Annotated in this window: 20 protein-coding genes and 1 pseudogene; 10 read left to right on the plus strand and 11 right to left on the minus strand. The window is 69.8% G+C overall.

Annotation, left to right across the window (positions count from 1 at the left end; genetic code table 11):
• From BLR99_RS23445 to BLR99_RS09365, 3 genes are all read left to right on the plus strand, one after another.
• The coding region (locus tag BLR99_RS23445; RefSeq protein WP_233427225.1) for a hypothetical protein at positions 1 to 1127 on the plus strand (1127 nt) is incomplete at its 5' end.
• Positions 1128 to 1144: 17 nt separating this feature from the next.
• The gene (locus BLR99_RS09360) at positions 1145 to 1747 is read left to right on the plus strand and encodes a DUF4123 domain-containing protein (RefSeq protein WP_074687086.1); all 603 of its coding nucleotides are present in this window, start codon (positions 1145 to 1147) and stop codon (positions 1745 to 1747) included.
• Positions 1744 to 2121: a hypothetical protein gene (locus BLR99_RS09365; protein ID WP_011793421.1), complete on the plus strand. Its 378-nt coding sequence runs from the start codon at positions 1744 to 1746 to the stop codon at positions 2119 to 2121. Before BLR99_RS09360 ends, BLR99_RS09365 begins: the two co-directional genes overlap by 4 nt.
• A 23-nt stretch (positions 2122 to 2144) precedes the next feature.
• On the opposite strand, the gene BLR99_RS09370 is transcribed toward BLR99_RS09365, so the two are convergent.
• From BLR99_RS09370 to BLR99_RS09385, 4 genes are all read right to left on the minus strand, one after another.
• The gene (locus tag BLR99_RS09370; RefSeq protein WP_083369975.1) at positions 2145 to 3128 is read right to left on the minus strand and encodes an SMP-30/gluconolactonase/LRE family protein; all 984 of its coding nucleotides are present in this window, start codon (positions 3126 to 3128) and stop codon (positions 2145 to 2147) included.
• 512 nt (positions 3129 to 3640) lie between these two features.
• Positions 3641 to 5077 carry an ammonium transporter gene (locus BLR99_RS09375; RefSeq protein ID WP_074687088.1) on the minus strand — a complete coding sequence of 479 codons (1437 nt, stop codon included), beginning with the start codon at positions 5075 to 5077 and terminating at the stop codon, positions 3641 to 3643.
• Between the two features lie 52 nt (positions 5078 to 5129).
• A complete protein-coding gene (glnK, locus tag BLR99_RS09380) occupies positions 5130 to 5468 on the minus strand; it encodes a P-II family nitrogen regulator (RefSeq protein ID WP_011793419.1) in 339 nt (112 codons plus the stop codon).
• Between the two features lie 52 nt (positions 5469 to 5520).
• The gene (locus tag BLR99_RS09385; RefSeq protein ID WP_017439623.1) at positions 5521 to 6246 is read right to left on the minus strand and encodes a TorF family putative porin; all 726 of its coding nucleotides are present in this window, start codon (positions 6244 to 6246) and stop codon (positions 5521 to 5523) included.
• Between the two features lie 241 nt (positions 6247 to 6487).
• Here BLR99_RS09385 and BLR99_RS09390 point away from each other — a divergent pair, with 241 nt between their 5' ends.
• Positions 6488 to 8041, plus strand: a complete 1554-nt coding sequence (locus BLR99_RS09390) for a YifB family Mg chelatase-like AAA ATPase (RefSeq protein ID WP_011793417.1) — start codon at positions 6488 to 6490, stop codon at positions 8039 to 8041.
• Between the two features lie 25 nt (positions 8042 to 8066).
• Here BLR99_RS09390 and BLR99_RS09395 read toward each other — a convergent pair whose 3' ends face one another.
• Both BLR99_RS09395 and BLR99_RS09400 read right to left on the minus strand, forming a co-directional pair.
• A complete protein-coding gene (locus BLR99_RS09395) occupies positions 8067 to 9446 on the minus strand; it encodes a sigma-54-dependent transcriptional regulator (protein ID WP_046059890.1) in 1380 nt (459 codons plus the stop codon).
• A gap of 30 nt (positions 9447 to 9476) precedes the next feature.
• The gene (locus tag BLR99_RS09400; protein WP_041827185.1) at positions 9477 to 11300 is read right to left on the minus strand and encodes a sensor histidine kinase; all 1824 of its coding nucleotides are present in this window, start codon (positions 11298 to 11300) and stop codon (positions 9477 to 9479) included.
• Positions 11301 to 11611: 311 nt separating this feature from the next.
• On the opposite strand from BLR99_RS09400, the gene BLR99_RS09405 reads away from it, so the two are divergent.
• Together BLR99_RS09405 and BLR99_RS09410 are read left to right on the plus strand one after the other, a co-directional pair.
• Complete coding sequence (locus tag BLR99_RS09405; RefSeq protein WP_011793414.1) at positions 11612 to 12598, plus strand: tripartite tricarboxylate transporter substrate binding protein BugE; 987 nt, start codon at positions 11612 to 11614, stop codon at positions 12596 to 12598.
• Positions 12599 to 12748: 150 nt separating this feature from the next.
• Positions 12749 to 14527 (plus strand): methyl-accepting chemotaxis protein, encoded by a 1779-nt coding sequence (locus tag BLR99_RS09410; protein ID WP_011793413.1) that lies wholly within the window; start codon positions 12749 to 12751, stop codon positions 14525 to 14527.
• 270 nt (positions 14528 to 14797) lie between these two features.
• Here BLR99_RS09410 and BLR99_RS09415 read toward each other — a convergent pair.
• Positions 14798 to 15606: pseudogene (locus tag BLR99_RS09415) on the minus strand (SDR family NAD(P)-dependent oxidoreductase).
• 122 nt (positions 15607 to 15728) lie between these two features.
• Between BLR99_RS09415 and BLR99_RS09420 the strand changes: the two are divergent.
• Together BLR99_RS09420 and BLR99_RS09425 are read left to right on the plus strand one after the other, a co-directional pair.
• The gene (locus tag BLR99_RS09420; RefSeq protein WP_046059889.1) at positions 15729 to 16685 is read left to right on the plus strand and encodes a LysR family transcriptional regulator; all 957 of its coding nucleotides are present in this window, start codon (positions 15729 to 15731) and stop codon (positions 16683 to 16685) included.
• A gap of 233 nt (positions 16686 to 16918) precedes the next feature.
• Entirely contained in the window at positions 16919 to 17692 is a 774-nt protein-coding gene (locus BLR99_RS09425) for a ferredoxin--NADP reductase (protein WP_011793411.1), read from the plus strand.
• Positions 17693 to 17786: 94 nt separating this feature from the next.
• On the opposite strand, the gene BLR99_RS09430 is transcribed toward BLR99_RS09425, so the two are convergent.
• Positions 17787 to 18596, minus strand: a complete 810-nt coding sequence (locus BLR99_RS09430) for an outer membrane lipoprotein (protein ID WP_011793410.1) — start codon at positions 18594 to 18596, stop codon at positions 17787 to 17789.
• Between the two features lie 172 nt (positions 18597 to 18768).
• Here BLR99_RS09430 and BLR99_RS09435 point away from each other — a divergent pair, with 172 nt between their 5' ends.
• Positions 18769 to 19701 (plus strand): DUF72 domain-containing protein, encoded by a 933-nt coding sequence (locus BLR99_RS09435; RefSeq protein ID WP_048857533.1) that lies wholly within the window; start codon positions 18769 to 18771, stop codon positions 19699 to 19701.
• Between the two features lie 21 nt (positions 19702 to 19722).
• Here BLR99_RS09435 and BLR99_RS09440 read toward each other — a convergent pair whose 3' ends face one another.
• Positions 19723 to 20709, minus strand: a complete 987-nt coding sequence (locus tag BLR99_RS09440; protein ID WP_017439088.1) for a YihY/virulence factor BrkB family protein — start codon at positions 20707 to 20709, stop codon at positions 19723 to 19725.
• Positions 20710 to 20961: 252 nt separating this feature from the next.
• Between BLR99_RS09440 and BLR99_RS09445 the strand changes: the two genes are divergently transcribed.
• Entirely contained in the window at positions 20962 to 22449 is a 1488-nt protein-coding gene (locus tag BLR99_RS09445; RefSeq protein ID WP_011793407.1) for a GGDEF domain-containing protein, read from the plus strand.
• 15 nt (positions 22450 to 22464) lie between these two features.
• Here the strand turns inward: BLR99_RS09445 and BLR99_RS09450 are convergent, their stop codons facing one another.
• Positions 22465 to 24738, minus strand: a complete 2274-nt coding sequence (locus BLR99_RS09450; protein ID WP_074687090.1) for a phosphocholine-specific phospholipase C — start codon at positions 24736 to 24738, stop codon at positions 22465 to 22467.
• A 108-nt stretch (positions 24739 to 24846) separates the two neighbouring features.
• Positions 24847 to 25023, minus strand: a complete 177-nt coding sequence (locus BLR99_RS23090; RefSeq protein WP_165842992.1) for a hypothetical protein — start codon at positions 25021 to 25023, stop codon at positions 24847 to 24849.
• Positions 25024 to 25167 lie beyond the last annotated feature (144 nt).

Consider the following 25167-nt stretch of genomic DNA (forward strand, 5'->3'; position numbering starts at 1 on the left):
CACTCACGCCGATCTCACGCGCCAGCTCGTCGGGCGTGGCGCTGTGCGGTGGCAGCAACCTGCCCACCGCTCTGTCTTTGAATGCTTGTCCGTATCGTGCCAACTGGCTTCTCGCTCTTCGCCCCCGGGGTGAAACACACGGCAGCGGGCCGGCGCCTGAAGGCACCTGCAAGGCTGTGCATTTGTGGACGATGCGCTGCGCGCACCGGCCCGCTTGCCGTGGACAACGCTTCGCGTTGCCCACCACGCAGACCTTCGACCACAACTACACAGCCTCCTACTACCTTCATGAACTCCGAACACCGGAGTCCTATCGAGGCGACAACTATTCTGACGCGGGGGGTGACCCTACCAAAGTCCGACTGATTATTGCACTATCACTGACAAGGGGGAAGCCAATGCACTTCAGCTCCGACGACAACCTTGCAACTTCCTGTGTGAAAGCCATTTCACTCATTGGATTCCTTGCAATGCAAACCGCTCACGCCGAGCCCAGCCGGCCAAAAACCACCAAAGAACCAAGACAAGTCACCTCCTGCGGCATCAGCTTCCAACTTCCGCGCCACCTGAAAATCACATCACCCAGAAGAACCGTCAACACGGATGGCATAGAAGAATGTGAATTCCAAGTGGAATACGCCAAACGCCCTGCCTTCGAGGGATTCTGCAGAAAGGGAGACATCCGCTACCCGGACTCGGAGAAAAATGAGTGCGAGTGGCGCCCCATGGACGGGCCAGCCAGTCAGATTCTGGTGGTCAAGACAAACTTCAACAAAGACAAGAAGACGGCCGGGGCCTTCACCTATAAAGAAAACAAGTGGGAAATCGCTGAAGGCAATTACTACTATTCAGATGAAGTGCAACTCGGAAACTATTATGGCCATATGCCTCTTGCTGCCGCCGCGAATTCCAGGGGTTTTTGGCAGAGATGGGGTGAATCCGTGGGGTATCAGCTCATCGAATACTGCTGCACCATTGGCACGGAACTGGTCTTGATCCAACTCTCCAGCGACATCGCCGTGTACATGGCACCTCCCCCCAGCGACACGGAAGACGGCGATGAATGCGAAATCTTCTGCCGCAGCGTCCGTCCGGCAGAGCCCCGGCAGCGCACTGCTGCCCGCTGACCGAAAAACCCCCAGCCATGTCACCTCCCAGTCTCCCCCGCTTCATCCCCCACCTGCGCAGCGATGCCGCCAACCTTTATGCCCTGATCGACTCCGCCCGCGACCATTCCCTGGTGCCGCAGATGCGGCAGGCGAATATCGAACACCACTGCCTGTTTTCCGGCGTGAAGGCGCTCACGCTCGCGCGCGTGGCTCCTTACCTGGTGCCTATGGCCGCGTTGGCGCCGCACCTGGAGCGGCTCGTGCCCTATGCCTGGGGCGGGGCCTGGAGCATGGTCGTGCGTGGCACGGCCGGCGTGGAGGCCACGCGCATCCAGCTCAAGAAAAGCAGTCTGGTGCGGCTGCCGGACGGTCGGTCGGCGTATTTCCGCTTCTATGACGCGCGGGTGTTCGACCGCTTCATGCGCATCGGCACCGAGGGGCAGTTGCGCTGGATGCTGGGCGACCGGCTGGACGGGCTGACCTGGGTGAGCGGCGGGGACGCGACACGCACGCGCACCGTCCGCCATGGCCCCGCGCGCAAGGGGCTGTGGGGCCTGGTGCCGGCCACGGTACCTTTGCGGGTGACGGAGCACCATTGGGCCGACGTGGCCGGCACGCGGGAAGGAGCCCGCCCATGACGGTGATGGCATTCACCCCGGAGCAGATGGAGCATGCCGCCCTGGAAGAGGCGCAGCGCTGGATCGTGCAGGTGGCGCGGCGCTGGTTCCGGCTGGAGGCGCAGGAGTTTCCGGACGAGGAAGCCCTCACGCCCGAGCAGGTCACCGCCTGTCTCTACATGGTGCACCGGGCCGGGCGGCTGGCCGGACTGGAGGACGGCGCAGCCCTGATCCTGACCGGGTTCGACGCGCTGCGCGCCATGCACTGCGGCATCGACGGCAACCTGGGCGAGATGATCGACTTCTGCGTGCGCATGGCCCGCGGAGGCAACATGGCCCTGGCGCATGCCAGCGTCGAACGCGCACTGGCCCTGGCCCGGCCGGCGCCCCCGTAAGGCCTGGCTCCCCGGAGCGCCGGTCAATCCATTCCCACGGGCAGCGCCGCCTCCTCGTACCAAGCCACTGGCTGGCCCGGCGCCGGCGCCGGGCGGCCCGCGCGCAGCAGGAAGCCGGTCCACGGCAGCCGGGTGACCTCCTCCTCGGAGCGCCCCTTGCGGGCCGATGTAGCGAACAGCTCGCGTCCGCCAACCCCGCCCAGGCAGGGCATGGTCGGGCACACCACGGGCACCGGCACCTCGGCCACGATCTCGCCGGACGGGGCCAGCCGCAGGAGCCGGCCGCCTTCGTACATGGCCGTCCAGTAGTGGCCCTCGGCATCCACCACGGCCCCGTCGGGCCGGCCCGCGTAGCCGGGATCGCCCGGGCGCCACTGCGCGGGCTTGGGCGGGAAGGAATGGAACACGCGCGGGCTGCCCTGGAGTTCGCCGTGCGCGTCGCAATCCCAGGCGCTCACCGTGTGGGCCGGGGTATCGGCCCAGTAGAGCCGCCGGCCGTCCGGCGACCAGGCCAGGCCGTTGGCGGTCATCACGCCATCCAGCATGCGGCGCACCACGGGCGCGCTGGCGCTGCCGCGGCCATCGATGCAGTACAGCGCGCCCACCGCCTCCCGCGGCTGCCCGGCCGGCGGCTCGTGCAGGGTTCCCACCCAGAAACGGCCCAGCGCGTCGCATTTGCCGTCATTGGCGCGCTGCGTGGCCGGGTCGTAGGGCAGCGTGGCCACGGGCACCAGGGCACCACCCCATTCGCGTGCCCGGTAGATGCCGTCGCGCAGCGCGATCACCAGGCCGCTGGCCACCCCCGCGGTGCGCGCGGGGGCGATGCAGCCGGGCTCGCAGGGCATGGCCCACCGGTCGATGCGGCCGGTGTCGGGCTCCCAGCGGGCCAGCGCGCAGCCGGCGATATCGACCCAGTAGAGGCGGGTTTCCAGCGGATGCCAGAACGGCGACTCGCCGAGCGCGTCGGGCTCCAGGCTGCCCGTGCGCCAGTCCATGTCCAGGTGCATGCGGTGTCCTCTTTCGTCAGGGAACCCTTCGGCGGCGCGACCGCCGCAGCCGCCTTCCCGGGTCCCGGCACCGATTATTCGGCCACGGCGCCGCATGGCCAAAAAAAAGCCCGCCTTGCGGGCGGGCCGAATGTCCAAAAGGAGCAACTCGATCGTTCGTTGTCGTCCGGACCGGGTGGCGCCACCAGTCGCCGCCCCGGTCCAGATACCTGCCACCGTACCTTTTTTCAGCATCCAAAGGAACGGCGCACAAACCCTAGTTTCCTCGCCCGCATGACCACAAACCTTCACCGTCGAACGGCCGCGGAGCAGGCCATACCAGCAGACGCCGTGGAACTGGCTTTGCCAGGCCACTGGCGTCGTCCCCCTGCCCGCCGCGCTCGCGCGGCGAGAGCGGGGGCTGAGTGCCGCGGCTCCGAGCCTGCCTGCGCAGGCTTGGACGTGCACGAAGAGCAGTCGCTTCCGGCGGCAGCACGGAGCGGCGAAAGCCGCTCCGTGGGGTGTCGCCTGCTCTAGCGGTTGTAGGCCGTTTCGCCGTGCGAAGTGATGTCCAGGCCTTCGCGCTCGGCTTCCTCGCTGACGCGCAGGCCCACCAGCAGATCGGCGATCTTGTAGGAGATGAAGGCCACCACGCCGGACCAGACCAGCGTGATCGCCACGCTCTTGACCTGGATCCACACCTGCCCGCCCATCGAGAACGTGTCCGGCGTCAGGCCCCCCGTGCCGCCCAGGCCCCGGGAGGCGAACACGCCCGTCAGGATGGCGCCCAGGATGCCGCCCACGCCGTGCACGCCGAACACGTCGAACGCATCGTCGGCGCCCAGCATCTTCTTGAGGCCACCCACGCCCCAGAGGCAGACCACGCCGGCGATCAGGCCGAGCACGATGGCACCCATCGGGCCCACGAAACCGGCGGCCGGGGTGACGGCCACGAGGCCGGCCACGGCACCCGAGGCGGCGCCCAGCATGGAGGCCTTGCCCTTGTGCAGGGACTCACCGGCCAGCCAGCTCAGGGTGGCGGCGCCCGTGGCGAGCACGGTGTTCACGAAGGCCAGGCCCGCGGCGCCGTTGGCGGCACCGGCGGAGCCGGCGTTGAAGCCGAACCAGCCCACCCACAGCAGCGAGGCGCCCACCATGGTCAGCGTCAGGCTGTGGGGCGTGAGCGCCTCCTTGCCGAAGCCGATGCGCTTGCCCACCATGTAGGCGCCCACCAGGCCCGCGATACCGGCGTTGATGTGCACCACGGTGCCGCCGGCGAAGTCCAGCGCGCCGTCCTTAGCCAAAAGGCCGCCGCCCCACACCATGTGGGCCATCGGGATGTAGCTGAACGTGAACCACAGCACCGAGAAGATCAGCACGGCCGAGAACTTGATGCGCTCGGCGAACGAGCCCACGATCAGCGCGACGGTGATCGCCGCGAAGGTGGCCTGGAACGACACGAACACGTACTCGGGGATCGTCGGCAGCATGGCCGAGAGGGTGTCCGGAGCGATGCCCTTCAGGAAGATCTTGTCGAACGTGCCGAAGAACGTGCCTTCGCCGCCGAACGTCAGGCTGTAGCCATAGACCGCCCAGAGCACGGAGATCAGCGAGAAGATCACGAACACCTGCACCAGGACCGACAGCATGTTCTTGGAACGGGCGAGGCCGCCGTAGAACAGGGCCAGGCCCGGGATGGTCATGAGGATCACCAGCAGCGTGGAGGTCAGCATCCAGGCGGTGTCGCCGGAATCGAGCTTCGGAGCGGGGGCTGCGGGAGCGGCTTCGGAGGCCGCGGCGGCAGCCGGCGCGGCAGCGGGTGCTGCGGCAGCGGCCGGCGCGGGGGCGGCCTCGGGAGCCGGTGCGGTGGCGGCGGCCGGCTCGGAGGCGGCAGGGGCCTGCGCCAGCGCGGCGGAGCCGGCAGCCAGCAGGCCCATTCCCAGCAGGAAGGAAGCAAGCAGTTTTTTCATGGTTGTGTCTCTCGGAATGCGTTGATCCGTTGGCTGTGCGCTCGGGCCGCCGTCAGAGGGCTTCCTTGCCGGTCTCGCCGGTGCGGATGCGGACGACCTGCTCCAGGTGTCCCACGAAGATCTTCCCGTCACCGATCTTGCCGGTGCGGGCGGCGCCCTCGATCGCCTCGATGACCCGCTCCACGAGATCGTCCGCGACGGCGGCCTCGATCTTCACCTTGGGCAGGAAGTCCACCACATACTCGGCACCGCGGTAGAGCTCGGTATGGCCCTTCTGGCGCCCGAAGCCCTTGACCTCGGTCACCGTGATGCCCTGCACGCCGATGTCCGAGAGGGCTTCGCGCACCTCGTCGAGCTTGAAGGGTTTGATGATGGCTGTCACCATTTTCATGTTCGGATCTCCGTAGTGGGGGCCTCGAGACCCCCGTTGTGGGTATGGTCGATCAAAGGGTTTTCGTGAGCGTGACGATGAGCCGGTTCTTGTTCACCGGCCCGAAGAAGTTCTTCTTGTTGGCGCCTGCCACCGCGGCCGACAGCGAAAGGCCGGAGCCGAAATCGTAGGCACCGCCCACGCTGTAGTCCACATAGTTGGGCACGCCCAGGTCCTTGATGTCGCCCGCGAAACGCGTGTAGCCCACCGCCGCCTTGAAGGTGGTGCCCGGGGCGACTTCCCGCGCGAAGGCGACGTTCAGGTAGCCGGTATTGCGGCCGCGGCTGCTGGAGGTCTTGGCGCCCGCCCAGCCGAAATAGTCCTTGGAAACCGTGTGCGAGTACTTGGCCGTCACCGGGCCGTAGGTGGCGGCGCCATAGAGCTCGGTCGTGTTGCCGGTGGTGTTGCCGGGATACACATAGGTCAGGGCCCCCACGTCCAGGTCCATGCCCCCGGCCTTGAATTTATAGCCGCCATAAAAATCCATTTCGATGGAGTTGCCGGGCAGCCAGTCCACGCTGGAGTTCCAGTTGCCCAGGTAGAAGCCGCTTTCGCCGAACGTGTAGTCGAAGCCGCCCTGGATGGCGGGCTTGACGGCCTTCACCTTGCTCGTGTCCTGGTCCTGTCCGCGAAACTTGTAGTTGGTGGTCAGGCTCACATTGCCGGTCAGCTGGGCGCTGGCCCAGACGGGGGCGGCGGCCAGGAGGGCGATGCTCAGGGACTTCAGGACGCGGGTCATGGGGGCTCCTTCGGAATAAGCCAACGGTGGATCGGGGTTCGACAGACGCAAAGCATGGACCGTGCCATGTCTCCTGCCGTGGCGCCCCAGGCGCTCCGAATGGGTGCGCCTCGGCGTCCCCGGCGTCTTGGATGGTTACAACCCTGACGGTTTTGCAGCATGGCGCACCCGAATGGTGCGTACCATGCGCCCCCGACGCGCCGGCACCCGGCGACGCACCCAAGTGGGGAGGGGAAAGTTCATGAGTCTTGCCTTGGTGCAGAGCCGCGCGCTGCTGGGCCTGCAGGCCGCAGCCGTCACGGTGGAAGTGCATCTGGCCAATGGCCTGCCGAGCTTCACGCTCGTGGGCCTGGCGGACGTGGAAGTGAAGGAGGCGCGCGAGCGCGTGCGCTCGGCGCTGCAGAACGCGGGGCTGGAGTTCCCCCACAACAAGAAGATCACCGTCAACCTGGCGCCGGCCGACCTGCCCAAGGACTCCGGCCGCTTCGACCTGCCGATCGCCCTGGGCATCCTGGCCGCCAGCGGCCAGATCGACGGCACGCTGCTGGCCGGCCATGAGTTCGCGGGCGAACTGTCGCTCTCCGGTGAGCTCCGCCCGGTGCGGGGCGCGCTCGCCACCAGCCTCGCCCTGCGCTCCGCCGGCGGCCGCGCCCGCATGGTGCTGCCGCCCGGCAGCGCCGAAGAGGCGGCCCTGGTGCCCGGCACCGAGGTGTACCGGGCCCGGCACCTGCTGGATGTGGTGGCGCGGTTCCTTCCACCCCAGGCCGCGGCCGGCGCCGGGGCCGGCCCCGACAGCGGAACCGGGGACGGCTGGTGCCGGGTGGAGGGCATGCCGCCGATGGCCGCAGCGCCCGCCGACGACCTCGCCGACGTGAAGGGCCAGGCCGCCGCCCGGCGCGCGCTGGAGATCGCCGCAGCAGGCGGCCACGGCCTGCTCATGGTGGGCCCGCCGGGCTCGGGCAAGTCGATGCTGGCGCACCGGTTCGCGGGCCTGCTGCCGGCGATGTCCGTGGACGAGGCGCTGGAAAGCGCCGCGGTGGCCAGCCTGGCGGGGCGCTTCACGCCGACCGCATGGGGAGCCAGGCCGACGGCTGCGCCCCATCACTCCTGCAGTGCGGTGGCCCTGGTGGGAGGCGGCTCACCCCCGCGCCCGGGAGAAATCTCGATCGCCCATCATGGAGTGCTCTTCCTGGACGAATTCCCCGAATACGCCCGCAGTGCCCTGGAAGCGCTGCGCGAGCCGCTGGAGACGGGCCGCATCACGATCGCGCGGGCCGCACGCCGCGCGGATTTCCCGGCGCGCTTCCAGCTCGTCGCGGCGATGAACCCCTGCCCCTGCGGCTACCTGGGCTCCGGCCAGCGCGCCTGCCGCTGCACGCCCGACCAGATCGACCGCTACCAGGCCAAGTTGAGCGGCCCGCTGCTGGACCGCATCGATCTGCATGTGGAGGTGCCCGCCCTGCCCACGGACCAGTTGCTGGCCGCCGCGCCCGGCGAACCGTCGGCCAGCGTGCGGGAGCGCGTCGCCGCCGCGCGCGAGCGCGCCCTGGTCCGGCAGGGCAAGCCCAACCAGGCCCTGCAGGGGCGCGAGATCGATGTGCAGGCCGGACTGCAGGACGATGCCGCCCGGTTCCTGCAGTCCGCAGCCGCCCGGCTGGGATGGTCGGCGCGCAGCACCCACCGTACGCTCAAGGTGGCCCGCACCATCGCCGACCTGGCGGGCGAGACATCCGTCGGGCCAGCGCACGTGGCCGAGGCGGTGCAGTACCGGCGCGTGCTGCGCCAGGCCGCGTGACCGGCCCGGCCTCGGCCGTTGCGGCCTACCGTTCGCCGTCGCGCGGCGCGATGCCGGCGCTGCCGGGCGCGAGCCCGTGGCGCTGCAGCTTGTCGTACACCGTCTTGCGGGGCATCTGCAGCAGTTCGGCGGCGCGCGCCACATTGCCCTGGGTCAAGGCCAGGGTGTCGCGCAGCAGCTTGCGCTCGAAGGCCTCCACCCGGCCCGCGAGCGACGGGGCGGATTCACCCCCCGCCTCGAGCGGCTGCACCGGCAGGCCCAGGCACAGGCGCTCGGCGGCGTTGCGCAGCTCGCGCACGTTGCCGGGCCAGCCGTGGGCCAGCCATCCCGCGAGGTCGCGGTCGCTCCAGCCGGGCACCGGGCGGCCGTGGCGCGCGGCCGACTGCGCGAGGAAGTGGGCCATGAGCAGCGGAATGTCCTGCGGCCGGTCGCGCAGCGGCGGAATGTCGATCGCGACCACGTGCAGGCGGTAGTACAGGTCGGCACGGAACTGACCGCGCTCGGCGAGCTGCTTCAGGTCCGCCTTGGCGGCGGCCACGAAGCGCGCGGTGACGGGCACCGGCTGGTTGCTGCCCAGGCGTTCGATCTCGCGCTCCTGCAGCACGCGCAGCAGGCGCAGCTGCAGCGAGGGCGGCATGGATTCGATCTCGTCGAGCAGCAGCGTGCCCCCGTTGGCGTACTCGATCTTGCCGATGCGCCGGCGCGTTGCGCCCGTGAACGCGCCCGGCTCGTGGCCGAAGAGTTCGCTCTCGATGATGGCTTCGGGCAGCGCTCCGCAGTTGATGGCCACGAACGGGCCGGTGCGGCCGCTGGCGGCGTGCAGGGCGCGGGCCACCACTTCCTTGCCGGCGCCAGTCTCGCCGTGGAGCAGCACGTCCACGTCCAGCGGGGCGAGCGCCGACACCAGCCGGCGCACCTCCGCCATGCCGGCGGACTGGCCTACCAGCCCGGCAAGCGCGTCGGCCCCGCCACGCGCGCGCAGCCGCTGCAGTTCGTCGGACAGCGCGCGCCGCTCCAGCGCCCGGCGCACGGTCAGCAGCAGGCGCTCGGACGAGAACGGCTTTTCGATGAAGTCGTAGGCGCCGTCGCGCATGGCTTCCACCGCCATCGCCACGTCGCCGTGGCCGGTGACCAGCACCACGGGCAGGTCGGCATCCCGCTGGCGCAGCAGACGCAGCAGTTCCATGCCGTCCAGGCCCGGCATGCAGATGTCGGTCACCACGACGGCGGGCGGGTCCTGCCCGAAGGCGTCGAGCGCGGCCTGGCCGTGGGGAAACGCGCGCACGGGGATGTGGGCCAGTTCGAGGGCCTGGCCATAGGCGCGGCGCACCATGGCGTCGTCCTCGATCAGATAGACGGGGCGGGTGGTCCCGGCGGGTGCGGCCGGGAGGGGCGCGTCGGTCATCGGCAGAAAGGTCCTTGGAGCGGAGGGGATTCAGGCGTCGGGCCGGGCGAGCGCAAGGGTGACGGTGAACCCGGCGCCGCCTCCCTCGGGAATGTCTTCCACGGTGAGGGTGCCGCCCATGCCTTCCACGATGATGCGCGAAACCGCGAGCCCCAGCCCGAGCCCCTCGCCCGCCTTGGTCGTGAAGAACGGCTCGAAGAGCCTGCCGCGGACCTCGGGCGCGATGCCGCCCCCCGTATCGGACACGCGCAGGCGCACCCATCCGTCATCGGAGGCCGGGGCGAAGCGCACCTCGCGCACGGGCCGGTCCTGCACCGCGTCGAGGCCATTGCGCAGCAGGTTCACCAGCACCTGCTCCAGCCGGGTGGGATCCGCCATCACGCGCAGCCCGGCGTCGAAAGGCTGCACGTCGATGCGCGCCTGCACGGCCGTGCAACGCTGCGCCAGCAGCAGCAAGGCATGGTCCAGCGCATCGCGCACGCGGCAGGGCTGGAGCACGGGCGTTTCCTTGCGCACGAAGCTCTTGAGCTGGCGCACGATCCGGCCCATGCGGGCGGCGAGCTGGCCGATGAGCTGCAGGTTTTCGGCCACGTCCTCGCGGCGGCCCTGCCGGTCGAGCGCGACGGCGTTGTCCGAGAGCGTCTGGAGCGCGGCCAGGGGCTGGTTCAGTTCATGGCTCATGCCGGCGGCCATCTGGCCGAGCACCGCCAGCTTGCCGGCCTGCACGGCCGCATCGCGCGTGCCGCGCAGAATGGTTTCCGCGTGCTGCAGTTCGCTCACCCGGAGCTGCAGGGCCGCGTTGGCGGCCGTCAGGTCGGTGGTGCGCTGCGCGATCTGGGTCTCCAGCATGTCGTGCGCGGCCTGCAGGCGCGCGGCGCTCGCGCGGCGCTCCGCCTGGCCCTGCTGGTCCAGCCGCTGGTAGAACAGCATGCCCAGCAGCAGCGCGGCGCAGAGCCCGCCGGCCAGCCCGGCCACCAGGGCCTCCTGGCGCACCGGGTACCGGTCCGCCAGCAGCAGCATCTGCCAGCCCAGCGGCCCGACGCCGCGCGTGGCCACGCTGAATTCGCGCTCCAGGCCGGCATGCTGCAGGCGGATCGGAGCCCCGCCGTCCGGCCAGGCGCCCAGGCCATGGTCCATCGGCCGCAGTGCATGGCGGCCGTACTGCTGGGCGTTCTCCAGCCGGGCCAGGGCCTGGGTGCCCAACGGTGCCAGCGTGCGGTAGCGCCACTGCGCCTCCGTGCTCACGAACACGACGCCATCGCGGTCGGCCAGCAGGACGGTATCGCCGCTCGCGGCGAGCGAGGCCTCGAAGGCGTCGAGCGAAATCTTGACGGCCACGACACCCCGGGCGAGCGCAGCGGCCGGCAGGGGTGCCGCGATGAAATATCCGGGCTTGCCCGTGGTCGCGCCCACGCCGTAGAAGCGCCCCGTCCGCCCCTGCATCGCCGCCTCGAAGTAGGGGCGGAACCGGTAGTTCTGCCCCACGAAGCTGCTCGGCAGGCGCCAGTTGCTGGCCGCCACCGTCTGGCCGCCGGCATCCATCAGGTAGGCCGCCTCCACATCGGCCAGGCCGGCCGCCTGCCCCAGGAAGGCATTGGCGGTCGCCAGGTTGTCCGGCCGGGAATCGCGCAGCGCGCGGCCCAGGCCACCGTCCAGCGCCAGCAGGGCGGGCAGCGCCTCGTTGCGGTGCAGCAGGGACTCCAGGCTCTGGGCGGCGAAATCGAGCCGTTGCGCGGCCGCGTGCTGCTGCAGGGAGAGCTGCGTGTCGAGCGTGGCGCGGTACACCAGGGCACCGACGCACACGCAGGCCAGCACCGCAAGGCCGGGGATCAGGAGAGAGCGGTCGGGTTTCAAGCGGAGCCAGCGTGTTCGGCATGGATTGTGGTGGGTGGCGAAAGCGGGGCCGCCGAGGGCTACTCCCGTTGACAAGGCGTCGATTGCGGAAAACCGCACAATCGGGCAGGCCACGTGCGGAAAACCACCGCGAGGTACGTGCGCGGACTGCCCGCGGCGCGCCCTGCGCAGTCCCCCGCTTTCCAGCAATGGCGAGCCCGTCCGGCTCATCCATGGCATCCGCCCGCGGCATGGCACGCAAGCTGCAAATGGCATTCCCCGTCGCCGCAGCCGGCAGACCGAAAACACCTTATCCACAGGAGACATCCGACATGAAGCATTCCCCGTCCCCCCTGCGCCGCGCCCTGCTCGGCGCAACGGTCCTGGCCGCCTGCGCCGCGGCCCCCGCGCTGGCCCAGGACTATCCCGCCAAGACCGTGCGCCTCATCGTGCCGTTCGCTCCCGGCGGCACGACCGACATCGTGGCGCGCGTGGTTTCGCAATCGCTGGGCACCACGCTCGGCCAGCCGGTCGTCGTGGACAACAGGGCCGGCGCGGGCGGCGTGGTCGGCGCGACGGAAATCGCCCGCGCAGCGCCGGACGGCTACACGCTGGGCGTGGCCACGGTGTCCTCCGTGGCCTCCGCGCCCGCGATCAACCCGGCGGTGAAATACAACCCGCTGACGGACTTCACCTCGATCATCAACATGGCGGCCACGCCCAACGTGCTGGCCGTGCACCCGAGCTTCCCGGCGAAGGACTTCAAGTCGTTCATGACCGAGGTCAAGGCCCACCCCGGCAAGTACGCGTTCGCCACCTCCGGCACCGGCGGAATCGGCCACCTGCAGATGGAGCTGTTCAAGTCGCTGTCCGGCCTGGGGCTGGAGCACATCGGGTACAAGGGCGCCGGCCCGGCCCTCAACGACGCGGTGGCCGGCCAGGTGCCGATGATCTTCGACAACCTGCCGTCCGCGCTGCCGTTCATCAAGGAGAAGCGGCTCATCGCGATCGCGGTGGCGGCGCCGCAGCGCCTGCCCTCGATGCCCGACGTGCCCACCTTCAAGGAAGTCGGCTTCGAGCCCGTGAACCGGATGGCGTTCTACGGCATCCACGGTCCGAAGAACCTGCCGCGCGAAGTGGTGGACAAGATCTCGCAGGCCGTGAAGAAGACCCTGGAAGACCCGGCCGTGCGCCAGCGCATCGAGGATACGGGCTCGCTCGTCGTGGGGAACACGCCGGAGGAGTTCACGGCGCAGACCAAGGCCGAGTACGAGCTCTACAAAGGCGTGGTGGCCAAGCAGAAGCTCAAGCTCGACTGAGCCGGCGGGCGGAGCGCCGCCCGTCGCCGATTTCCCACTGCCGTGTTCAAGGTGCGGCAGGTGCTGCCGATACTCCTGAAGGCCTGCACGGGCGCCCCTGCGCCCGTCGTACGCCAGCTCCTGCCGGCGCATCCATCTTCAGGAAACCCCATGCGAAACCTCTCTATCGGCACCCGCCTCGCGGGTGGCTTTGCCCTGGTCCTCGGCCTCATGGCGCTGATGACCGTCTTCGGCCTCTGGCGCCTGCATAGCGTAGCCCAGGCCACCCACGACATGACCCAGCAGCCGCTCGCCAACGAGCGCATGATCAGCGACTGGTACCGCTACGTGGACAGTGCCGCGCGCCGCACCACCGCCATCGTCAAAAGCTCCGATCCGTCCCTGGCCGCGTTCTTCGCCGAGGACTCGGCCATGACCACGCGCGAGTCCGCCCAGCTCGTCGAGAAGATCGAGCCGCAGCTCGACAGCACCGAGGAGAAGGCGGTCTGGGCCGACATCGCCAAGGCCCGCTCGGCCTACCTGGCCTCGCGCGACCAGGCCGTGAAGGCCAAGGCCGAAGGCCGGACCGAAGAGGCGGAACGCCTGCTCACGCAGGTCTATCTGCCGGCCACGAAAGCCTACGTGGCGCTCATCCAGCAACTGCTGGACCTGCAGCGCCGGGACATCGACGCCACGGCCGCCCACATCCAGGACATCCATGCGCAGAGCCGCCTGCTGTTGACCGTGCTGGGCCTGCTGGCGCTCGCGCTGGGCGCGGCCTGCGCGCTGTGGCTCACGCGCGGTATCGTGCGGCCGCTGTCGGAGGCCGTGCGCGTGGCGCGCGCCGTCGCGGCCAGCGACCTGACCAGCCACGTCACCGTCACCTCCGGGGACGAGACGGGACAGTTGCTGCAGGCGCTCAAGGACATGAACACGAGCCTGGCGCAGGTGGTCGGCCGCGTGCGCGCGGGCACGGACAGCATCGCCACCGCGTCGAACGAGATCGACGCCGGCAACCAGGACCTGTCCTCGCGCACGGAAGAGCAGGCCAGTTCGCTGCAGCAGACCGCCGCGGCCATGGAGCAACTCACCAGCACCGTGCGGCACAACGCCGACAACGCGCGCCAGGCCAGCCAGCTGGCCTCGTCCGCGGCAGGCACCGCCACCCGCGGTGGGCAGGTGGTGGCGGGCGTGGTGGACACGATGGGCGCCATCAACGAGAGCAGCCGCAAGATCTCGGACATCATCGGCGTGATCGACGGCATCGCGTTCCAGACGAACATCCTGGCGCTCAACGCGGCAGTGGAAGCCGCCCGCGCGGGCGAGCAGGGCCGCGGCTTCGCCGTCGTGGCCGGCGAGGTGCGCGCGCTGGCCAGCCGCAGCGCCGCCGCTGCCAAGGACATCAAGGCACTCATCGGCGACTCCGTCACGCGGGTGGCGGAAGGATCCAGCCAGGTGGAAGAGGCCGGTCGCACCATGGACGAGATCGTGCAGAGCGTGCAGCGCGTGAACGACCTCGTCGCCGAGATCAGCGCCGCGAGCGAGGAGCAGAGCCGGGGCATCGACCAGGTGCACCAGGCCGTCTCGCAGATGGACCAGGTGACCCAGCAGAACGCGGCGCTGGTGGAAGAGGCAGCGGCCGCCACGGGTTCGCTGAAGGCGCAGGCGGGCCAGCTCTCGCAGGCGGTGAGCGTGTTCCGGATTCCTGCGGGTACGCAAGCCGCAACCGCCGCCGCAGCGGCACCGGCGGCCATGCCCCGGCCCGTGCGCCAGCCTGCGGCGGCAGTGACGCCCCGTGCCGCCCCCGCCGCGATGCCCCCGGCGGCAGCGCCCCGCCCTGCCGCGGCAACAGCCCGCGCCCCGGCCGCTGCGCCCGCGCTGCCGCGCACCGCGGCACCCGCTCCCTCCCCGGCCGCACGCGGGAGCGACGACGACTGGGAAACGTTCTGATCTGGCGGGCGGGTGACCTGCCCCACCCGCACAGGATGCCGGGGATTAGCTCCGCGCCGCCGCCCCGCTGGCCTACCATCGCGCCGGCATGGACCTCTCCCAGGCACCTTCGCATCTCCAGACCCCGAGGCTCGAACTCGTGGGCGAAGGCCCATCTCGTGCAGAACGACCGCTTCGGGGGCGAGTGGGGCGACGAGTTCATCTACGCCCTGCTGCGCTCCGAATGGAGGGCCCGGCCGACGGCGACCGCGCCCTGACACACGGCCCGCTTCAGACGAACATCCCGCCCGACGCCTCGATGCGCTGCGCGTTCACCCAGCCCGTGCCCGGCTGCAGCAGCGCCGCGACCACGCCGCCGATGTCGTCCGGCAGCCCCACGCGGCCCAGCGCCGTCTGCCCGGCGATGAAGGCATTGAGCTGCGCGTTGTCGCGCACCGCGCCGCCCCCGAAATCCGTCTCGATCGCGCCGGGTGCCACCACGTTCACCGCGATGCCGCGCGCGCCCAGTTCCTTGGCCATGTAGCGGGTCAGCACTTCCACCCCGCCCTTCATCGCCGCATAGGCGGCATAGCCCGGCAGCGCGAACCGCGCGAGGCCCGAGGAGACACGTTCAGGATGCGCCCGCCGTCGTTCATCAGCGGCAGCAGCTTCTGCGTGAGGAAGAACGTGCCCTTCAGGTGGATGGCGACCATCTGGTCGAACTGCTCCTCGGTCGTCTCCATGAAGCCGGCATGCACGCCGGAGCCCGCGTTGTTCACGAGGAAATCGAAGCGCTCGCGCTGCCAGTGCTGCGCGAGCACGCCGCGCACCTGGCCTGCGAACGCCTCGAACGTGGAACTGGCCGCCACATCCAGCGGCAGCGCCACCGCGCGGCGGCCCAGCGCCTCGATCTCGGCGGCCACGGCCTGCGCCTCGGCCGCCTGGCTGCGGTAGGTGAGGATCACGTCGGTACCGGAACGCGCCACATGCAGCGCGGCATTGCGGCCCAGGCCCCGGCTGCCGCCGGTGATGAGGGCGATGGCCGGGCTGGCGGTGGGTGCGGTAACGGCGGCAGAGGAAGAAGATGCGGTGGCAGCCATGGTGGAGTCCTTTCGGTAAGCAGTGAAAGAGGGAACGAAGAAGCGATGGACTGCAGTCTATTGATCGACCCATTTGCCATAAATCACGCAAAATCGATCACATCGTTCATATCAAAAGAACAATGAATCCCTTCGACCGCATGCATACCTTCGTCCGCGTGGCCGAACTCGCCAGCTTCACCCAGGCGGCCGAAGCGCTCGGCATCCCCAAGGCCAGCGCTTCCACCGCCGTGCAGCAGCTGGAAACCCAGCTCGGCACGCGCCTGCTGCACCGCACCACCCGGCGGGTGCAACTCACGCAGGACGGGCAGGCCTACTACGAGCGCTGCAAGGACCTGCTGGCCGATGTCGATGAACTGCAGTCCATGTTCCAGCACGCCGACGGCGAGGGCGCGGGGGGCGGCGGCCTGCGCGGGCGCGTGCGCATCGACATGTCCACCGGCATGGCGCGCAACGTGGTCGTGCCGCGCCTGCCCGAACTGCTGGCCCGCCACCCGGGGCTGGAGGTGGAACTGAGCAGCACCGAACGCCGCGTGGACGTGGTGCGCGAGGGCTTCGACTGCGTGCTGCGCACCGGCGCCGTGGTGGATGCCAGCCTCGTCGCGCGACCGCTGGGCCCCGCGCGGCTGGTCAACTGCGCCAGCCCCGCCTACCTGCGCGCGCACGGCACGCCCCAAACGCTGGAGGACCTGGGCGACCACCGGCTGGTGCATTTCGTGAACACCCTCGGCGCGCGCTCCGGCGGCTTCGAGGCCATGGTGGACGGCACCCTGGCGGCCATCCCCATGCAGGGCGCCCTCACGGTGAACAACGCCGAAGCCTACATCGCCGGCTGCCTGGCGGGGTTGGGAATCATCCAGGTGCCGCGCCTGGGCGTGGTGGACCTGCTGGCGCAGGGCGCACTGGTGGAGGTGCTGCCGCAGCACGCCGCGCCACCGATGCCGCTCACGCTGATGTACGCCACCCGCCGCAATCTGCCGCGGCGCGTGCGGGCGGTGATGGATTGGCTGGCGGAGGTGGTGGGGGAGCACCTGGGGCAGGACGCGGCGGCGACAAACGGGGAAGCAGCGCCACCGTGAGATGCCTGCGTCGGACCACCGGCCGGCAGGTTTTCCAAGTGACGATAGACGGGATTCGCGCACATGTCCTGAGGCCTGAAACCATCCACCCTCCGGGTTTGTCCGACAATGCAGGGGTTTGCCCGCTTGGCAGGGGGCAGCCAGGGCGCCTCCGCGGCCAGCCCGCACGAGCCACCGGCCCTGCCTTCGAAGGCCACGCGCCCCTTGTCGTTTCCACTTTCCGCCATCCATCCATGAGCGCATTCAACGAAGAGCGAGTCCTCTCCGTCCACCACTGGACCGACCGCCTGTTCTCCTTCACGACCACCCGCGACACGTCGCTGCGGTTCTCCAACGGCCACTTCACCATGATCGGCCTCAAGGTGGACGGCAAGCCGCTGCTGCGCGCCTACAGCATCGCCAGCGCCAATTACGAGGAGCACCTGGAGTTCCTCTCCATCAAGGTGCCGGACGGCCCCCTCACCTCGCGCCTGCAGAACATCCAGGTGGGCGACAGCATCGTCGTCGGCCGCAAGCCCACGGGCACGCTGCTCATCGACTACCTGCTGCCGGCCAAGCGCCTGTACCTCATCTCCACCGGCACCGGCCTCGCGCCGTTCCTGTCGGTGATCCGCGACCCGGACACCTACGAGAAGTTCGAGGAAGTGGTGCTGGTGCATGGCGTGCGCCAGGTGAACGAGCTGGCCTACCACGACTTCATCACGCAGGAGCTGCCGAAACACGAGTTCCTGGGCGAGATGGTGGCCAAGCAGCTCAAGTACTACCCCACCGTGACGCGCGAGCCGTTCCGCAACCAGGGCCGCATCAACGACCTGATCGAGAACGGCAAGCTCTTCACCGACCTGGGCGTGCCCCCGCTGGACCCGCTGGTGGACCGCGTCATGCTCTGCGGCAGCCCGGAGATGCTGGCCTCGCTCAAGGCCATCCTGGAAAAGCGCGACTTCGAGGAAGGCAACACGACCAAGCCCGGCGATTTCGTGATCGAGCGCGCCTTCGTCGAGAAGTGACACCGCAGTAGCGCAAAAGCACGACGGGCGGCCTGAAAGCCGCCCGTCGCAAAGCCGGGGAGAACCGGCCGGAACATGCCGGCCAGCCTGGATGTCAGTAGCCGTTGTCGGCCACGCGCACCGAATGCGGTGCCTGGGCGGAGTAGCCGCCGCCATAGCCGCTGCCGTACTGGCCGTTGTCCACGCGGAAGCTGCGGCCTTCCACCCGCACCGCCGTGCCTTCGGCCACCGGCTGCGAGCGCGTGAAGGTGCGCACCGAGCCGTCGTCCATGCGCACGCGGATCTGGTAGGCCGTGGTGGTGCGGGTGCGCTGTTCCACCGTGTGGCCCAGGTAGCCGCCGCCCACGGCGCCGAGCACCGTGGCCACCGTGCGGCCCGAGCCCTTGCCCACCTGGTTGCCCAGCACGCCGCCGATCACGCCGCCGGCCACGGCACCGATGCCGGTGGCGGGCGCGGCCTGCTGGAAGGCCTGGACGGATTCGACGCGGCCACAGGTCATGCAGGCCGGCGCCGCGGCACGCTGCATGGCCACCTGCTGCTGGCCCTGCGGGGCACCGCTGTAGGCGGGCTGCGGCGCATAGCCTGGGGAAGGCGCACGCTGCGCGAACTGCTGGGCCGGGGCCTGGGCCACGGCGGCAGGACGTCCTTGGGACCGCTGGGCCACGGCAGGATCGGCGGATGGATTGGCGGCCGCCGCGGACTGTGCGTCCGGAGCGAGGGCGGCGGCAGGCTGCGCTGCGGAGGCGACATCCGGGGCGCGGTCGCGGTTCTGGACCACCAGCGTGGCGCCCAGGGCCAGCACGCTGACTCCCAGCGCGCCGATCGCAGCCCAGAGCCACTTCGCCGAGCCGCCGGCCACGAAGGGACCCGCAGCGGAAGAATTGGAACGGACAACGAGACTCATACGATTTCCCTTTCTATGGGTGTTGTGCTGGCAGATTACCCGCGCAGGTGCTTCACATACCGCCGGGCTCTGTAAACACCGTAAGCAGCTGTAGAGCCGCCCGGCAACGTCCGACACGGCCTGCCGAAGCCTTCCCGCAAACGCCGCGACCGGCGCTGCGCACAGTGGCCCCATGGCATCCCGGGCGGCACCGGCCGCACAGATCCGCATCGGCGTTTCCGGGTGGCGCTACGCCCCATGGCGCGGCACCTTTTATCCGGACGACCTGGCCCAGGCCCGGGAACTGGCGTTCGCCTCCCGGCAGTTTCCCGCCATCGAGCTCAACGGCTCCTTCTATGCCCTGCAGCGCCCTTCCAGCTACGCGGCGTGGTCGCGGGATACGCCGGAAGGCTTCGTCTTCACCGTGAAGGCGCCACGGTTCATCACCCACATCCTGCGGCTGCGCTCGCCACGCGCGGCGATCGCGAATTTTCTGGCGTCCGGCCTGCTCTCGCTCGGGCCCCGGCTCGGCCCCATCCTGTGGCAGTTGCCGCCCAGCCTGCCCTTCGATGCCGGCCTGCTGGAAGATTTCCTGAGCCTGCTGCCCCGCGACACCCGGCAGGGGCTGGAACTGGCCCGCGAACGCGAGCCCCGCATGCGCGGCCGGGAGTGGCTGGAGGCGGAAGGGCCGCATTGGCGCATGCGCCATGCATTGGAGGTGCGCCATTCCAGCTTCGCCACGCCCGAATGCATCGCCCTGCTGCGCCGCCATGGCGTGGCGCTGGTGGTGGCCGACACCGGTGGCCGCTGGCCGGAGCTGGGCGACGTCACCGCCGACTTCATGTACCTGCGCCTGCACGGCGCCGAAGCGCTGTACGTCAGCGGCTACAGCGACGACCGGATCGCCGCATGGGCCCGCCGCATCCGGGCATGGCACCGGGGCGCGGCGCCGCGCGACGTCGCACTGGCCGGCCCTGCCGCAGGAGCGCCCGCACCGCCCGCGGGCGGTCGGGACGTGTTCTGCTTCTTCGACAACACGGCCAAGCTCCATGCGCCCCGCAACGCGCTGGAACTGGCGCGGGTCCTTCGCCTTTCCCCGGACACGCTGCGGCCGGCGGCGCGCTGACCGCCGGCGGCCGGCCCGTGTTCAGCGCGCGCCGGCCGCCGCGGCGGGTGCCGGTGGCTTCGGCGAGGTGGAGGCGGGCACGTTCTCGGCATGGGCGGCGTCCACACGCTGCCCCATATGCTCGGCCCGCGCTTCCTGCAGGGCACGGGCGCAGCTGGCGGAGAACAGCAGCACCGCCGACGAGAAATAGATCCACATGAGCAGCACGACGAGCGAGCCCGCGGCCCCGTAGGCCGACACCACGGCCGCCGTGGCCAGGTAGAGTGCCAGCAGTTGTTTTCCCACCGTGAACAGGATCGCCCCCACCACGGCGCCGAACACCAGGCAGGCCATCGGCGGCTTGGGCCCGGTCCCGATGCGCATCAGCCCCACGAACAGCAGCACCGCGATGCCGAAGGCGACCAGTTCGTTGACCAGTTGCAGGAGGGGCCCGGAGGCGAAGGGCAGGCGCGCGCTCGCCCAGTTGGCCACCACGTGGATCGCCGTGGAGACGACCAGCGAGATCAGCAGCAGGAAACCGATGGCCAGCACGTACGCCAGGCCGCGCAGCCGCAGCGAGGCCATGCGCCACCAGGCCTTGTTGTCGGTCGCGGGGGGGTGGCCGGACGTCCAGAGCCGCTCCAGGGCGGATTGCAGTTCCACGAACACCCCGGTCGCGCCCGACAGCAGCAGCACGAAGCCCGCGATGGAGGCCAGCCGGCCTTCGGAGGGCTCCCGGGCGCTGGACAGTGCGAGCTTCACGACCTCCGCGCCGCGCTCGCCCATCACGGACTGCACCTGGGCGATCAGGTTGGTTTCGAGGTAGGACTTGTCGATCCACCAGCCCAGCACCCCCACCAGCAGCAGCAGCAAAGGCGCCAGGCTCAGCATGCCGTAGAACGACATGGCCGCGCTCATCCGCAGGCCGTCGGCGTCGAGCCAGAGATTGACGGCCCGCACGAGCGGCATGATGGGCTGGATGACGCGCTTGGCGCCCTCCAGGCAGCGGGTGAGGAACGGGGACGGCATGCGGCCATTGCAACGCATCGTCGAGCCGCCGGGTGTCGGAGCACTTCGCCATTGCACACCCGCAGGGGGGACACCGGCCCTCCCTATGCCATTCCCCACCGCCGGGATAACCGCAGGCCATTGCACGGATGGGCCAAAGGCGGGCATTATGGGGCGCAGGGGAATAGAAAGAGATCAGGCAGGGCACCATCGGCGGGCACCCGCCCTGCCGAGGGAACGCGCTTGCCCGCGCATTGCACAAGAAGAGCACGCATGAAGAGGGATTTCCTGCCATCCGATTCGACGGGCCGCTTCCTGGCCCTGCTTGCACTGACGATGATCGCCGCCCAGGTGGTGGCCTTCGTCTTCCTGCATTTTTCCAACCGGCGGATCGCCATGAACAGCGTGGATGCCGCACTGGAGGCGGGCGCGCAGACCTTCGAGTACACGGCCGCGATGCGGCGCGAATCCCGGCGGGTGGCCTCCGAGCTGATCTCCCGGGACTACGGCCTGCAGAACATCATCTTCAACGAGACCAACCGGGACACGGTGGAGTCGGCGCTCTACAACCAGCTGGCGCGGACCGGCGCCGAACTGATCGTGCTCACGGACCTGGACGGCACGCTGCGGGCGCGCTCGTCCGTGTCCGGGTTCCTGCGCGAGCGGGACGCGGCGCTGGACCACCGGCTGGAGCTGCTGGTGGCAAGCGTCCGCGAAGCGAGCCGCAACATGCGCACCATGGACGGGGAAGACGGCAAGCCCGTGCTGCACAACTGGGTCAAGGTGACGGTACGGGCACCCGTGCCCGTGGCGCACATCTACCTGGCCTTCCGGATCACGCACGCCGGCGCCCAGCAGTTCGCGCGCATGACGCAGCTGCAGATGGCTTTCCTCTCCCACGATGCCGAAGCCCACTACATCGTCCACGCGAGTACCCTGCCCGTGTCCATCCCCATGGACGGCATCGGCCGGCACGCCAAGGACCAGAGGCCTTTCTCCGCCAGCGACCCCGACGGCGCCGGCTACCGGGTCAAGGTCATCACGCTGGACGACTCCGGCCCCCTTCCCGTCAGCGCCGTGGTGGCCAAGCCCTTCGCGCCGGTCATGTCGCCGTTTCTCAAGCTGGAGGCGCTGTTCGCCTTCAGCGTGCTGATGAGCGCGGTCATCTCCATCGTCGCGGTCAAGGTGGTGGCCAGCCGTGTGGTGACGCCCCTGGAGGACGTGGCGCAGAAGGATGCGCTCACCGGGCTCGCCAACCGCCGCACTTTCGATGCCCGGCTGCTGCGTGCCGAACAGGATCTGCAGAGGTCGGGCACGGGCTTCGCTGTGATGCTGATGGACCTCGACAAGTTCAAGTCCGTCAACGACACCTACGGGCATGACGCGGGCGACGTGGTGCTCAAGGAAGCCGCGGCCCGCATCCAGAAGATCATCCGCTCGTCCGACACGCTGGCCCGGCTGGGCGGCGACGAGTTCGCGATCCTCGTGCGCACCGACGACCCGCAGACGCTGTCCCACATCGCCACCGCCATCGTCGAGGTGGTGCGCCAGCCCATTCCCCTGCAGCCCGGCCTGGCGGCCGAAGTGGGCACCAGCATCGGCATCGCCTTCGCCCCCGCGCACTCCCGGCGCGGCGCCGAGGTGGTGCATTGGGCCGACCAGGCGATGTACACGGCCAAGCGGCGCGGGGGCGGGTTCGCCATGGCGGAGAGCGCGAAATCGGCGGCGGAGGCATCGCTGGACATCGCGTCGCAACGGTGACCGCTCCGCTCCGGCTCAGGCCCCCTGCCCCATCGCCGGATCGGACACGGAATGCCGGCCCGTCTCGACGCGGCCCGCGAAGCGGCGCACGAAGGCAGGGGCCGCGCTGCAGCGCACGGTGAAGTCGTACCAGTTGCCGCTGTCGCCCAGGGCCCAGGCCAGTTCCTCCACCGCGCCGGGCTGCACGGTGCGCGTCCAGGGGCCGTCCGAGCGGTAGGCGCGGGCCTCGGCGGTGAAGCCGATGGCCGCGGTGCCGCGGTTGTAGAGCTTCACGCGCACCTGCGGCGGGTCGCACAGTTCGTAGCAGACCTGCACCTCGGGCATGCCTGCGGAGGCCTGCTGCGCGAGGTCGCCCGCGAAGGCGCGGTGGAAGCCGTTGGGACCCAGCACCCACAGGTCGTAGGCGCCGCCGTCGGCCGCCACGTTCCAGACGCCGTTCAGCGTCTTGCCGGCCTCGACCACGTAGCGGCGCGGGATCGCGTCCAGGTGCTTCCTGTCATAGACGTGGAACACCGCGGCGGGGCTGCCGGTCTTGGCCGTGTTGGCGAAGAGCAGCGTCACCGTGCCCGCGCCGGCATTCGCCTGGGCCGTGGCGTGCAGTTCATAGGGCAGCGCGCGCGAAGGCCGCACGCCCGGCGCCTGCACCGGCAGGGCCGCATCCGTGGCCGCGGCGGGTTGGGGCAGTTTGGCGGCACGCACCTGCGCGGCGATGCGCGCGTCCACGGCCGTCTTGCTGGTGCGGCCGGCCAGCGTGGGCAGGGCCTCGGTGTTCGGGTCGACGAAGTTGAAGCAGCTGGTCAGGTCGCCGCAGACCGCGCGGCGGTAGGCGCTGATCTGCGGCTCGGCCACGCCGAAGCGCTTCTCCAGGAACATGAGCGTGGAGGTGTGGTCGAACACCTGCGAATTCACCCAGCCGCCGCGGCTCCAGGGCGAGACGACCCACATCGGCACGCGCGGGCCGGGGCCGTAGGGCTTGCCGTCGGCCGCAGGCTGGCTGGAGGTGGCGGGCTGGAAGTCGTGGTATTCCACGGCCACGTCGGCGGCGGACAGCGTGCAGGCGCCGGCCAGGCTGCCGTCGGCGTTGCGCGAAGGCACGGCGGGCGACGGCAGGTGGTCGAAGAAGCCGTCGTTCTCGTCGTAGTTGATGAGCAGCACCGTCTTGCTCCACACCTCCGGATTGGCGGTGAGCGCGTCCAGCACTTCCTGCACGTACCAGCCACCCTGCGCGGGGCTCGACGGGCCGGGGTGCTCGCTATAGACCGAGGGCGCGATGATCCACGACACCGCCGGCAGCTTGCCCTGGCGGATGTCCTCGCGGAAGGTCTCCAGGAAGCCCTGCGGCATGGTGTTGCCGAAGCCCTTGGCGAGCGGGCTCAGGGCGTCGTCGATGGCCGGGTCGTAGGTGGGGCCGGCCAGATCCTGCGGCTGCGTGATGTCGGTCTTGGCCACGTAGAGCGGCTTGCGGTCCGCGGGCATCTTCTCGATCTCGGCGCGCCAGTGGCGAAAGCCCATCATCTCGTTGCAGCCGAAGTTGTCGATCAGGCTCTGGTAGACCTTCCACTTCACGCCGGCCTTCTCCAGGCGGTCGGCATAGGTCGTCCACGTCCAGCCTTCGGTGGAGGCGCCGACGTCGTTGCCTCCGTTGAACTGGTTGTTCAGGCCCGCCACGCGCACGCGGGAGCCGTCGAGCGGGCTGATGCCGTTGGGGCCGTTGGTGCCCGTCCAGTAGAAGAGCCGGTTGGCGATGGTGCCCGTGTGCATGCCGCAGTGGTAGTGGTCGCACAGCGTGAAGGCATCGGCCAGGGCGCGCTGGAACGAGACCTCGGCCGTCTCGTAGTAGCCCATCGAGAGGGGCAGTTTCGCATCGGGCCAGCGCGACATGCGGCCATGGTCCCAGGCCGCCTGCGAATCCACCCAGGTGTGCGGCGTGCTGCCGGCGCGCTGGGCGTTGCCCTGGGCCTCGTCCAGCCGGAAGGGCACGTAGGTGCTGGCGGGCGTGGTCTTGGTGTAGGTCTGGTAGAAGACATTGCGGCCATTCGGCGTGGGCACGGCGAAGCGGTCGCCGAAACCGCGCACGCCCTTGAAGGTGCCGAAATAGCTGTCGAACGAGCGGTTTTCCATCATCAGCAGCACCACGTGCTGCACGTCCTGGATGGTGCCGGTGGCGTTGTTCGCCTCGATGGCGAGCGCGCGCCGGATGGCGGGCGGGAAGGCCGTGAGCGTGGCCGCGGCCGCTCCGGTGCCGAGCACGCCGGAGAGGAACTTGCGTTTGGAGGAATCGACGGTCATGTTGGAGGAGTGTTTGTTGTACGAAGAAAGGCACGGGGCATGCACCGCGCGCGCGGCGTCGCGGCAGGCGCAGGGCAGGACAGGCGCCGGAGCGCCCGCGGGCCCGGCTCAGGGCTTGGGCGCGCAGTGCGTGTCAGGGTTGCCGCAGTGGGCGATGAAGCCGTTGGAGGCGTCGGAGCCGGAGCCGCCGCAGCCGGCCAGCAGCAGGCCGAACGCGAGCGTGCAGGCGGCCAGCAGGAAGCGGCCGAGGAGGGACGGCACGGTGGGCCGTGGATGCGAGGTCATGTCGTGGGGAGAGGAATGGAGAGGCTGGGCATTCTTCTCTCCGACTATTGCGCGGGAGTGACGTTTGGGTAACACGGCGGTTACGGGCCAGCGCAGTGTTGGTGAGCACGGCCAGTGCGCATATCCCAGTGATCTAGACTGACA

This window comes from Paracidovorax citrulli (genome assembly GCF_900100305.1).
Taxonomy (GTDB): Bacteria; Pseudomonadota; Gammaproteobacteria; order Burkholderiales; family Burkholderiaceae_C; genus Paracidovorax; species Paracidovorax citrulli.